An 11928-nucleotide genomic window follows, 5' to 3' on the forward strand; every position below is an offset into this window, starting at 1 on the left:
CCGCTACCTCAAGGTGATTGTGCCCGTGTTGGATCAGGACAGTCGCGTAACTGGAGCCGTCATGATCTTTTTCTCAACGGCTAACTTGCGACAAGCCGTGCAGCAACAGCTTGGTCAGGTGGCGATCGCTGCTACGTTGATTATCCTGGCGGGGCTGTTTGCTTCTCTCATTCTCTCTCGCAAAGTCACCGCCCCCATCGCCCAACTCACCGCCGCCGCTGCTGCTCTAGAACAGCAAACCTTTGATCCCGAAAGCTTGAACACTATCAGCCGATCTCCAGATGAGTTGGGTTCCCTGGCTCGGAGTTTTCAAAATATGGCCGCCCAGGTTTACGAGCGGGAACAAAGCCTCCAATCAGCCCGCGAAGCCCTGCGCCGGAGCGAAGCCTACTTTCGATCACTCATTGAAAATGCGTCGGATATCATCCTCACCTTGGATGCCACCACCACCATCCGCTACGCGAGTGCCTCCCTAGAGTCGGTGCTGGGTTATACCGCTGAAGAATGGCTCAACCGCAGTTTGCTAGGACTCGTCCATCCCGATGATTTGCGGATGGTGAATCAGACCCTCCAAACCGTGGCCCAAAAAGAGGGGATCTCGCCGCCCCTGGAAATGCGCCTCCGCCACGCCGATGGGCACTGGATCACCCTAGAGGCGATCGCCAATAATCTTCTCCAGGATCCGGCGGTGAATGGCCTCATTTTTACCCTGCGCGACATCAGCGAACGCAAGCAGGCTGAAGTCTTTCAACAGGAAAAAGAGAGCGCCGAGCAAGCCAATCGCGCCAAGAGTCAGTTCCTCGCCAACATGAGCCACGAATTGCGGACTCCCCTAAACGCCATTATCGGCTATAGCGAAATGCTGCAAGAAGAAGCCCTGGATTTAGACCAAGAGGAGCTAGTCCCAGATTTAGAGAAAATTCATACGGCAGGTAAGCATTTGCTGGCTTTAATTAATGACATCCTGGATCTGTCCAAGATCGAGGCAGGGCGGATGGAGCTATACCTCGAACCCTTTGACATTGATGAACTCATTGATAATGTCAGCATGACGCTGACGCCGCTGATCCAGAAGAACCGAAATAAGTTAGTGATCCAGCGTGGAGACTCCTTGGGAAGCATGTATGCCGATCAAACCAAGGTTCGCCAAAACCTGTTTAATCTGCTCAGCAATGCGGCCAAATTCACGGAAAACGGTACGATTACGCTTTCCGTTGAGCGGGCTGCGGCCACCGATAACAGCGAAAACGACTGGATTACCTTCACCGTCACGGATACCGGGATTGGCATGACGCCCCAGCAGCAGAGCCGACTGTTTCAGGCATTTACCCAGGCCGATGCCACCACGACCCGCAAATACGGCGGCACGGGCTTAGGACTGGCGATCGCCCAGCGCTTTTGCACGATGATGGGCGGCAACATTACCGTCACCAGCCAGGTTGGAACGGGTAGCACCTTTGTGATGACGCTTCCCGCACAAGTGGAAAAACGTCAAGGCCATACCCTAGATGTATCCTCAGAACCAGTCTTGCCGGATAGCGAGATCCCACCCCCCGATCCAAATGGCGTTCCCATTCTGGTGATCGATGATGATCCGACCGTCCATGATCTCCTGCGGCGATCGCTCAGCAAAGAAGGATTTCGTATAGAGAGTGCCCTCAGCAGTGCCGCAGGCCTTGCCCTCGCCTGCTCCATTCATCCGGCGGTGATCACGCTGGATGTGATGATGCCCCAACAGGACGGCTGGACAACCCTCACACACCTTAAATCTGATCCGGAACTGTCAGATATTCCGGTGATTATGATTACGATGGTGAATGATCAGGGAATTGGGTATGCCCTCGGCGCATCGGATTACCTCGTGAAACCCGTCACGCGCGATCGCCTGCTCACCGTGTTGAATAAACACCGTCCAATCCAGCCTCCGGGCACGGTTCTGGTGGCCGACGATGACGCCACAAATCGTGAACTATTGCGTCATCTCCTCGACAAAGAGGGGTGGGCCATCTTGGAAGCCGAGGATGGGCGTCAGGTTCTGGATTGCCTTGCGGATCACACCCCTAGCCTAATCCTGCTAGATTTGATGATGCCTAAACTCGATGGCTTTGGAGTAGTTCACGAACTCCGAAACCGCCCTGATTGGAAGTCCATTCCGGTGATTGTGATTACAGCGAAAGAGTTAACGGCGAATGAACGCGACTACCTTCAAGGACGAGTTGAACAAATCCTATCTAAAGGCTCCTATCGTCATGAAGACCTCTTGGTTGAGATTCGTAAACGCATATCGATGGGTGCTGGTCAGCATTCGGTATAACGTGGCAGGATGAGTCGAGGAAGCAAATTATGCCAACCATTCTCTTGGTTGAAGATAACGAAATGAATCGAGACATGCTTTCTCGCCGCCTCTTTCGACGAGGGCATAAAGTTCTCATTGCCACCGACGGTCAACAGGGGGTTCAGCTTGCACAAGATCACCAGCCTGACCTCATCTTAATGGATATGAGCCTTCCCGTTTTAGACGGGTGGGCAGCGACTCGCCAGATCAAATCATTGCCCCAAACCCAGTCCATCCCCATCATTGCGCTGACAGCTCATGCAATGGCGGGCGATTGCGAGAAATGTATAGAAGCAGGCTGCGACGACTACGATACAAAACCCATCGAATTTTCGCGGCTCCTCGATAAGATTCAAGCGCTGTTGGCGCGAGGAGCCACACCATGACCCCCAATCCGGGCAGCAATCAAGGAGTTATTCTGGTCGTTGATGATAATGAAATGAATCGGGATCTCCTCTCCCGCCGCCTCCAGCGGCAGGGGCACAAGGTGTTCATGGCGATCGATGGCCAGGATGCCTTAGCCTCGGTGCAAACCCAGCCTTTTGATTTGATTCTGCTCGACATCATGATGCCGGGAATGAATGGGTATGACGTACTCGAGCGCCTTAAAACCGATCCCGCCTATCGCCATATTCCCGTGATCATGATTTCGGCCTTGGATGATATTGAAAGCATCGTGCGCTGTATTGAACTGGGCGCAGAGGATTATCTCTTCAAGCCGTTTAATCCAACGCTGCTCAAGGCTCGCATCGGCGCTAGCTTAGAAAAAAAGCGACTCCGAGATCAGGAACGGGCGTTTCTGGAACAACTTCAGACGGAACAGGCCAAATCAGAAGCGCTGTTGCTCAATATTTTGCCAGAGGCGATCGCCCAACGCCTAAAACACGGGGAGCAAACCATTGCCGATAACTTTACGGATGTCACTGTTCTATTTGCCGATATTGTTAACTTTACGGAATTTTCCGGTGCGCTGTCCCCGGCGGAACTAGTTGACCTGTTGAACCAAATTTTTTCGACCTTTGATCAACTGGCAGTACAGCACGGTCTCGAAAAAATTAAAACCATTGGTGATGCGTACCTGGTGGTGGGGGGATTGCCCACGCCACGCCCTGATCATGCCGATGCCGTAGCCGAAATGGCGCTCGATATGCTAGAGGCGATCGCCCAATTCGACGTACCGGGGACTGCTGGAGGTGATCGCCAGCCCCTCACCATGCGGATTGGCATCAACACTGGCCCCGTCGGTGCAGGCGTGATTGGTATTCAAAAGTTCACCTATGACATCTGGGGAGACACCGTCAACATTGCTAGCCGGATGGAATCCTTGGGCGTACCCGGACGCATTCAAGTGACCGAGCGCACGTACGAATGTTTGCAAGCCTGCTATACCTTTGAGGAGAGAGGTTGGGTCGATGTGAAAGGTAAAGGGCAAATGAAAACCTATTTTCTGAATCAAAAATGTAAGTGATTCGGAATTTTCGCCATTCCGATTGGAGAAATATACGAGATACTGATAGAGATAGTGAGTCGTTAAAAGATTTTGGGTTCCGTGAAGTCGTTGATGTTGGTGAGCAGGGGCACGACGGTTCCTCTCCTTAGTTCTGAATGCCTCAACTTGAAAAATGCACAAAATCGGTCTTCTCGGTTTGAAAGGAAGGCCGATTTTGCGCCAGTTGAGGTGTACATGTCATACCACAATTGAATCTGTTGAATCCCTACTTATATAGATGACTCCACCAGCCGCTAAATCCTAAGTTCAACCCTAGGGAACAGAGTTATAAGAATTCCCCGCAATTCTGCATCCGTGTTCCTGATGAGCCGTTTATAAATCAAAAGTCATTAAGATCAGGGTTAATTCATGCTCTGTCTGACGACCTTTCCATTTTGGCTTTGGATGGTTATCCCCAAGCGGTTAAGGCCTGAAAGCTAAGTCTTTCTTCTTTGTTTCGCTAATCGGGCGATCGCCATTCCCCCTTAAACCCAAATTTTTACCCATCAATACCGCATGGAATCTGGCAGTCAACCTGATATCCCTCATAAACAATCGTCCCAACGATTCGCCCACATTATCGGCACCCTCATTGCCTTGCTCACCCTTGCCGTCCCCCTACTCACCATCGCGTATTTTTCCTCTACCCCAACGGAGTCCTGGCAATCTCCGGTTTACCGTGTCCTGCCTCGTGACTAAACAGAATCGGTCATTGGGTCGCTGATCAAATGCAGAGGTGTTGACCGTCTCCCCTTACAATGCTTAACGGGGGATTATCCTGGTGTGCAGTTGCACCGGGCGAGTGTCCCCAGTCTATAGTATTGATGACGTTGGAGATGTAGTTGTGGATTTATCACGTATCCCTGCCCAGCCCAAACCTGGGGTGATCAATGTACTGATTGAAATTCCTGCCGGAAGCAAGAATAAGTACGAATTTGACAAAGATCTAAACGCATTTGCCCTCGATCGCGTGTTGTATGCGTCAGTACAGTACCCCTACGATTACGGGTTTATCCCCAATACCCTAGCCGATGACGGTGATCCCTTGGACGGCATGGTAATCATGGATCAGCCGACATTTCCTGGATGTGTGATTGCGGCTCGGCCCATCGGGATGCTGGAAATGGTGGACGGGGGCGATCGCGATGAAAAACTGCTCTGCGTTCCTGTGAAAGATCCCCGTTACGAGCAAGTGCAGTCCCTCAGCGACATCGCCCCCCATCGCTTAGAGGAAATTGCTGAATTCTTTAGAACATATAAGAATCTTGAGAAAAAGGTGACTGAAATCTTAGGGTGGAAAGACGTTGAACACGTTGCGCCCCTCGTTGAAACCTGCATCAAGGCAGCAAAGTAGTTAGACCTGACTGAGATCTGACATCAATGGGCGAATTTTTGCGGGTGAGGCTTGCGAAAATTCGCCTAACTATTGAGATGCGGGTACGCTGCACGGCTCAAACCAGCGTTTGATTCTGTCGAGCGATTGCTATCCGCGATCGCGCGCAATGTTTTGAGATTCGCATTGTAATTTTCCCGAAACCTAAATTCAGATTGGTATAAACAAAGAAGAGATTGTACTCCCAGTTTGTGACCCGACAGGAATGGGATGCCATTGGTGTAAAACGTTTTAGATCGTAGTATCCAGGTGATACGGTTCGCAATGCCTTACCGCTGGTACGATGTAACGATCATGAGGCGATCGCATTCTCAGTCCTGTGTCGTAGATATCGGCAGACTCCCGGAGAATGACTATAATTCTGGGTAGTATTTAGAAACCTCTACCGTAAGGCACGTGCACCTTAACATGTTCATGGGTAGGATTGTTGACAAAGAAAGGGTTGGTTAGATTGACGATGTCAGGCTTAGAGCAACCAGCATCTTCTTGTTCTGAATCTATTTCTTCCCCAGAGGGCGATCGCTTCATCGTCCGTTTTTGGGGTGTTCGGGGCAGTATCCCTACGCCTAGCCCGGATACCATCCGCTACGGTGGCAATACAGCATGTGTCGAGATGCAAGTTGGCCACCATCTCCTCATCTTTGATGGCGGAACGGGACTGCACATGCTGGGCAAGCATTTACTGAATCGACAGCCGATTGAGGCCCATCTCTTCTTCACCCACACCCACTGGGATCGAATTCAGGGCTTTCCCTTTTTCATTCCTGCCTTTATGGAAGGCAACACGTTCCATATTTACGGAGCCGTTGGCTTAAACGGAGCCTCTATCAAGCAGCGTCTTTCCGATCAAATGCTGCGCCCTAATTTTCCCGTACCCTTGCAGGTGATGCAGTCTAATCTGACGTTTCACAACATCACACCGGGTTCGGTGATTAATCTAGACGATATTACGGTTGAAACCATCTCCCTAAACCAGCCCAATAGCGCCCTTGGTTATCGCGTTAGTTGGCAAGGATGCTCCGTTGTATACGCCACAGACACAGAGCACAATCCAGACAAGCTCGATCAAAATTTGCTGTATTTGGCCGATCGCGCCGATCTATTGATCTATGATGCTGCCTATGCCGATCATGCGTACTATAATCTGGCTGCAGACCCTGGTTCTCACGATATGGAAGCTTGGCATGCAGGTGTCAAGGTAGGCATGACGGCTAAAGTACGCGAAATTCTCCTGTTTCACCACAATCCAGAGCATGACGATGATTTCCTGGATGCCACAGAACGGGAAGTACAAAGTACATTTTCCAACGTGCGGTTAGCGCGAGAAGGAATGGTATTGGACGTAAAAGCGATTCAAGACCCCGCCTGCTGATACCACCATCCCCGCATTGGAATGCTTGTTTCTCGTCCTAGATTGGGCATACTGAGATATGAATTCTCTACCGAATCACGTTGCAAGGAGGGTATGAATATGAAGCCTGACATGACCTCATGGAACCCGTTGCGTGGTCAAATCCTACGATTTTGGCGATCGCTCTTGGTTGCCCTTGCATGGACATTCATCAGTTGGCTAACCGTTGGAGGAATGCCAGCCCAGGCAGCCAACCCGGACCATGTAGCTCAGCTTTTAGAAACAAAATCCTGTCCGGGATGCGATTTGGAAGACGCTGATCTGCGGGGAGTTAACTTGCGCGACAGTAACTTAGAAGGTGCAAACCTCAAAGGCGCGTACCTTATGGCCACCAATCTCCGCCATGCTAATCTCAAAGGGGCAAACCTTGACTCCGCTCGGATGTATGCCGCGATCCTTACGGATGCGGACTTAACTAATGCCTCCACCCAATCGACCTTGCTTGGCAGTGCGAAAATCTGCCATACGCGCACCCCTGGGGGAACACTATCAAACCGTGACTGCGATAGCTATGCAGGATAGAGACACACTGAACCAAGCGCTACAGGACGAGGACCTGACAAAGTCTTCCATCCCTGTCTCCGCGTGATAGCGTTAAGGTTATTCTGGCTCCGATGAAGACGGCGGGATGCGTTGGCGATAGTAACTTCGTCGCCGAATCAGGAAGTCTGGAATATCCAACGTGTTGAAGCGGGGTGTCGGTGAGGCCGTAGGTGATAAGTCATCATCGTGCTCAGGCATCAGTGCGGATTGAATTGCCATGAGTAATTCTGAAAGTGCTGGATTCAGCTCAACGCCCGAATCCGGATCGGACAGGGAAAGGGGTAAAACTCGTTCCAACAGTTCTTGGAGCTGTCCCAGGCTGCGCTGATTGTGAAGATAGCGCTCTTTCCAATGTTGAATCGCGGCTTCGTATTCACCGGCCTGTTTCGTTTGCCTTAAAATCTCTTCCTGCATTTCAGCAATCTGCTGCTGCGTTTCATGAGTACGCGTTTGATAGCGCTGCAGGTCGGTTTCAAGTTCCAGACACCGTTGCTGCCATCGAGCTTGCGTACCCGTCTGCCGAGATAGCTGAAGCTCAAGCTCTTCAATCTGAGCCTGTAATTTGGCGATGGTCTGTTGCGGACTAAACGGCTCAAACTCCTGCGGTACCGATTGAGATGCACTCAGGGGCAGCAATTCTGCGATGAAGGCTTGCGTGTCTGGCAAGGTATTCGGTTCTGGGCGACATCTGCCCTCTTCTGGAGGCGAAGCCACTGCTTTTGTGTCATGGCGGAGCGATCGCACTTGGTAGGACGCGGCATCAAGTTCCATCTGGAGGCGCACAAGTTGGGCGTGACTGGTTAACAGCTCGGCTTCTAAGGACAGAATTTGCCGCTCGCGCTGATCGAGTGCCGCTTGCAGTTTGCTCGTTTCCCGATCTAGACGTTGTGCATGGGTTACGGCATCCGCTTGACTATTGACTTGGCATTCTTGAAGTTGGGCGATTATCTGATCCTGCTGAGCAGCGATCGCCTTCATCACACCGACCACTTCCTGGAGGAGGCCATGGTGTTCGTTGACATCGTCCTGCAGCGTAGCACTCTCAAGTACACGCTGCTGCTGCTGGAGTTGCATCTGCAACCGAGCGATCGCCTTCTGCTGAATGCTTGCAAATTCCTCGGTCATTGCAAGCTGGCTTTCTAAAATGCCCTGGTCACGAACCTTGACTCTCAGCTCCTCGATGCACAGCAACGCCTGATCCAGGGCTTGCTCCAAGTGGTATATACGAGCAACTCGATCTTCATCTAGCTCTCGAAGCTGCATCAATTCTCGCTGTAGCGTCGCGTAATCCATCGCCTCATCAGTATCGATTGAGCAGTTACCGTCCTCCTGCTGGATCGAATGTTCACCGGAGGGGTGTCGGTTTTGCAGTGCAGATTGATCGTGCAATTCTGGCTGCGACACTCAGAACCTCCTAAAAACGATGCCATTGCGATTACAATGCGTTGGGCGAGCCGTTACCTGTTACACGCACGATGCGATCGCGCATTCGCCCCTCAATCATATCCCGCTATTCCGCTAAAGGTAGCACATCCCCCCTAATCACACAAAAACCTGAAACCGTCCTCCAACTCCGCCAAATGGCGGAAACTTTGGATGAAATCTAAATGCCAGGTCTATCATTTCAATAAGTCCATCCTGCGATGGGCTCATATTTTCTTAATTATTTTTTGTTCTGGATTAACCCATATCTTCAGTAGAGGTCACCGTGGCTTTACATGCAGAATTACATCGCCATTTGGGCGGTTCGGTCGTTCCCCGCGTGTTGTGGCGATACTTTCAACGCACTCCATCATCTGAACTATCTGAACGGTTTCCGCACTATGCAGAGTTTGAAGCCTTCTACACTCGTCCACGCAACACGCTGGATGAGTATTTGGAACTTCATACCTTGGTGGAGGGCGTACAAACCGCAGAGGCACTCCCCTACTTTGTGTATCGATTAATGCGGGGAGCCTACATTTTCGAGAATTTGGCGTATTTAGAACTGCGGTACACGCCGTTCCTGCGGACACCAGAGTATTTAAGCCAGACTGAACGGATCGATCAAATGGCTAACATTGTTGAAATTGTCGGCAAGGCCAGCCAAATTGGCGAGTATCCAATTGTGATGAGCCAAATTCTTTGCATGCATTCGCGCCTGCCCTACGAGGTCAATCGTGCAATTATTGATCTAGCCGCTCAGCACCCCCAGTATGTTTGTGGGATTGATCTTGCAGGCGGCGATGCCCACTACGCTCAACGGCTAGACGAGTTCATTGAACTGTATGCCTACGCGCGATCGCTTGGCCTCAAGACAACAGGCCATGTTTACGAAACCCCGGAAGGATGCTATCCCGAACTGCTTCCCTATTTGATGCGGATCGGTCATGGCATTCAGATTCCGCTCAAGTTTCCAGAGTTACTACCCCAACTAGCGGCTCAAGGGCAATGCTTAGAAGTATGTCCAACCACCTATCTCAAAACGGGTACGCTCGACGATATGCATCAACTGAAGATTGTGTTCGATCGCTGCTTTGATGCGGGTGTGGATATTGCCATCTGTACTGATAATGCGGGGCTTCATAACAAGCGTTTACCGTTTGAGTACGAGAGCTTGCTGACGCAAGACATCATTGGGTTTGAAGAGCTACAAGCCTGCCAGGAAGCCGCATTCCGTCACGCTTTTACATGGGCCCACGAGCACCCTCCAGTATCGATTCTGAGTACGGCACTTAACCCCACTATCTGTGATCCAGTTTGCTAAAAAGGCCAAAATCCAGGGGGGTAGCATGTAGTGTTATCCCCCTGAACCTCAAATACTCATCATCCATTAACGCCTGATCATGCAACCATAGGCGACGAAAGATTAGGAAAGTTTATGCGCCGCGCTTTAACGCGGACTCAACTCGGTTAAATTCAAGCTCTAGACGCTCCTTAAGCTTTTCGGGTACTGGACGATTAGGATACGAACTATAGTGACCCGCTAAGGAATTAAGTGCAGTCCGCATTGTGGTGTACGAACTGAGCTTGGTGTAAGCTCCATCCCGACGGTACAACGACGAGAAATCGTTAATCATTTGCCGAGCCTGCGCCTGAGCCGATTGCTTTTCGGCTGAATCGTCGGGAAGTTCTATAGCGGTTCGCAATGTATTAATAAGGGCAATTGTATCATCGCGATAGTTACCCGTCAGCCCGGTTGGCGCAGAGGAGCAGCTGACCAAGCCAACTCCCATCACAACAACCAAAACCATTGCCAAAAGGCGAGAAACAATCTTTTTCATAAGACTTCGATGGTGAAAGGTCAAAAATAATGCAGGGGCGATCGCAATTTCAGATTGCGTATCAATCCTAGCTCGAACTGAGACGTTCTTCACATCAAGTTTAGGAATGCACGAATCCATAAAATACTGCCTCCATAAATTGTATATGGAGGCAGCATAGACTCAATCGTAGATTTTAGCGCTTAGCCTACTATGCCTCTACAGCCACAGGATATACGCTGACTTTCTTGCGGCTTTTACCCCGACGCTCAAACGTCACGATACCGTCCACCAATGCGAATAGCGTGTCATCACTACCGCGCCCAACATTTGCGCCAGGGTGAACCTTCGTACCTCGTTGACGAACGAGGATATTGCCAGCACGCACAACTTGGCCGCCATAACGCTTAACGCCAAGGCGCTGGGCATTAGAGTCGCGTCCGTTTCGTGTACTTCCTGTTCCTTTCTTATGGGCCATGTCTATTTTTCTCCTAGGAATCTAATGCTTTTGCAGATTTTAAGAGCGCTTTGCTGTAACAACCCAAGGGTTGGTTAGGACGGGATGCAGGGGTTTCATCCCTGCGTGGGGGCGAAGCCCCCACGCCCCTTATGTCTTAACAATCTCTTTCGCTCCTATAGATGCAAAATTACAACTTTTGGGAAGGTAGTTTTAGACAGCTCTCAGATGCTGACAGCAGGTTAGAAGCACCTACCCCGCTGAAATCTAGCCGCTAGGAGTCTGCTTTAGATGCGTCAGTTTCAGCGCCAGCCTTCTCTGCAGATGCTCCAGCTTTATCCTTCGGCTCAGTACGTTTAGGACTAGACTCTTGCTTAGTCGTGCTTTCACCCACGATTGTTTTACCACCTAAGTTAATGGCATCAATCATTAAACGAGTGAGTTCCTGACGATGTCCCTGCTTTTTGCGGGTCTTTTTCTTGGGACGCATTTTGTAAACGATGATCTTACGACCCCGGAGGTGGCTTAACACTGTAGCCTCAACCGTTGCACCTTCAACTAGGGGCTGACCCAGAGAAACTTCACCGTCATGCTCGACGAAGAGCACCTTATCTAGGGTGACTTTGCCATCTTCATCAACTGCAAGACGGTCAACGTCATAGAATCGACCTGCCTCGACACGAAGCTGCTTGCCACCCGTCTCAATAATTGCGTACGTCATAAACCTCTACATCCTTCATTCGCCGTACAGGTGACTTACTCTCTCACCCTTGGGAAACGAGAAAAGCGCTTAAAAAACCTGATCCGAGCGTAAATAACAACCAATTTACCATAATCGATGGTAACTGTTTAGAATGTCAACCTTGCTGATTTAAGCACAGTAATCAAAACTCGGCTTCGCAACGAATACCGCTCAAAATACAACTAGCTTGTGACCGTGTATGCAGCCAATGTAAAAACTTTGTGACTATTTACAAAATCAATGGCTCGTATTGTACTTCACTTATCTTGAGAGGAGCGATCGCCTCAAAGTCTTATACCAAGCTAATTCCAGGGGA

General features: G+C 50.4%; 12 protein-coding genes. 8 read left to right on the plus strand and 4 right to left on the minus strand.

Going from position 1 to position 11928, the window contains the following annotated elements; translation table 11 throughout:
* From IGR76_11505 to IGR76_11535, 7 genes are all read left to right on the plus strand, one after another.
* A partial coding sequence (locus tag IGR76_11505) for a response regulator (GenBank protein ID MBF2079115.1) occupies nt 1-2314 on the plus strand: 2314 nt, incomplete at its 5' end.
* Between the two features lie 29 nt (nt 2315-2343).
* Nucleotides 2344-2721 (plus strand): response regulator, encoded by a 378-nt coding sequence (locus IGR76_11510; GenBank protein MBF2079116.1) that lies wholly within the window; start codon nt 2344-2346, stop codon nt 2719-2721.
* Nucleotides 2718-3803, plus strand: a complete 1086-nt coding sequence (locus IGR76_11515; GenBank protein MBF2079117.1) for a response regulator — start codon at nt 2718-2720, stop codon at nt 3801-3803. The genes IGR76_11510 and IGR76_11515 overlap by 4 nt, the downstream gene beginning before the upstream one ends.
* A gap of 537 nt (nt 3804-4340) precedes the next feature.
* Nucleotides 4341-4523 (plus strand): hypothetical protein, encoded by a 183-nt coding sequence (locus IGR76_11520; GenBank protein MBF2079118.1) that lies wholly within the window; start codon nt 4341-4343, stop codon nt 4521-4523.
* A gap of 145 nt (nt 4524-4668) precedes the next feature.
* Nucleotides 4669-5178 (plus strand): inorganic diphosphatase, encoded by a 510-nt coding sequence (locus IGR76_11525; GenBank protein MBF2079119.1) that lies wholly within the window; start codon nt 4669-4671, stop codon nt 5176-5178.
* Nucleotides 5179-5674: 496 nt separating this feature from the next.
* Complete coding sequence (locus IGR76_11530; GenBank protein ID MBF2079120.1) at nt 5675-6589, plus strand: MBL fold metallo-hydrolase; 915 nt, start codon at nt 5675-5677, stop codon at nt 6587-6589.
* A gap of 213 nt (nt 6590-6802) precedes the next feature.
* Nucleotides 6803-7150, plus strand: coding sequence for a pentapeptide repeat-containing protein (locus IGR76_11535; protein MBF2079121.1), 348 nt, complete (start codon nt 6803-6805; stop codon nt 7148-7150).
* 78 nt (nt 7151-7228) lie between these two features.
* Here the strand turns inward: IGR76_11535 and IGR76_11540 are convergent, their stop codons facing one another.
* Nucleotides 7229-8575: a hypothetical protein gene (locus IGR76_11540; GenBank protein ID MBF2079122.1), complete on the minus strand. Its 1347-nt coding sequence runs from the start codon at nt 8573-8575 to the stop codon at nt 7229-7231.
* Nucleotides 8576-8879: 304 nt separating this feature from the next.
* Between IGR76_11540 and IGR76_11545 the strand changes: the two genes are divergently transcribed.
* A complete protein-coding gene (locus IGR76_11545) occupies nt 8880-9917 on the plus strand; it encodes an adenosine deaminase (GenBank protein MBF2079123.1) in 1038 nt (345 codons plus the stop codon).
* A 112-nt stretch (nt 9918-10029) separates the two neighbouring features.
* Here the strand turns inward: IGR76_11545 and psb27 are convergent, their stop codons facing one another.
* The 3 genes from psb27 to rplU form a co-directional block, all read right to left on the minus strand.
* Nucleotides 10030-10434 (minus strand): photosystem II protein Psb27, encoded by a 405-nt coding sequence (psb27, locus tag IGR76_11550; protein MBF2079124.1) that lies wholly within the window; start codon nt 10432-10434, stop codon nt 10030-10032.
* A gap of 190 nt (nt 10435-10624) precedes the next feature.
* On the minus strand, nt 10625-10891 hold the full coding sequence (gene rpmA / locus IGR76_11555; protein MBF2079125.1) for a 50S ribosomal protein L27: 267 nt from the start codon (nt 10889-10891) through the stop codon (nt 10625-10627).
* Nucleotides 10892-11144: 253 nt separating this feature from the next.
* Nucleotides 11145-11591: a 50S ribosomal protein L21 gene (gene rplU, locus IGR76_11560; protein MBF2079126.1), complete on the minus strand. Its 447-nt coding sequence runs from the start codon at nt 11589-11591 to the stop codon at nt 11145-11147.
* Nucleotides 11592-11928: the final 337 nt, after the last annotated feature.

The sequence above is a fragment of the Synechococcales cyanobacterium T60_A2020_003 genome, assembly GCA_015272205.1.
GTDB lineage: Bacteria > Cyanobacteriota > Cyanobacteriia > RECH01 > RECH01 > JACYMB01.

Excerpts from the sequence above, each read along its gene's own strand:
- IGR76_11510 (MBF2079116.1), top strand. The coding sequence starts at position 2,344 with ATGCCAACCATTCTCTTGGTTGAAGATAACGAAATGAATCGAGACATG.
- IGR76_11515 (MBF2079117.1), top strand. The coding sequence starts at position 2,718 with ATGACCCCCAATCCGGGCAGCAATCAAGGAGTTATTCTGGTCGTTGAT.
- IGR76_11520 (MBF2079118.1), top strand. The coding sequence starts at position 4,341 with ATGGAATCTGGCAGTCAACCTGATATCCCTCATAAACAATCGTCCCAA.
- IGR76_11530 (MBF2079120.1), top strand. The coding sequence starts at position 5,675 with ATGTCAGGCTTAGAGCAACCAGCATCTTCTTGTTCTGAATCTATTTCT.
- IGR76_11535 (MBF2079121.1), top strand. The coding sequence starts at position 6,803 with ATGCCAGCCCAGGCAGCCAACCCGGACCATGTAGCTCAGCTTTTAGAA.
- psb27 (MBF2079124.1), bottom strand. The coding sequence starts at position 10,434 with ATGAAAAAGATTGTTTCTCGCCTTTTGGCAATGGTTTTGGTTGTTGTG.
- rpmA (MBF2079125.1), bottom strand. The coding sequence starts at position 10,891 with ATGGCCCATAAGAAAGGAACAGGAAGTACACGAAACGGACGCGACTCT.
- rplU (MBF2079126.1), bottom strand. The coding sequence starts at position 11,591 with ATGACGTACGCAATTATTGAGACGGGTGGCAAGCAGCTTCGTGTCGAG.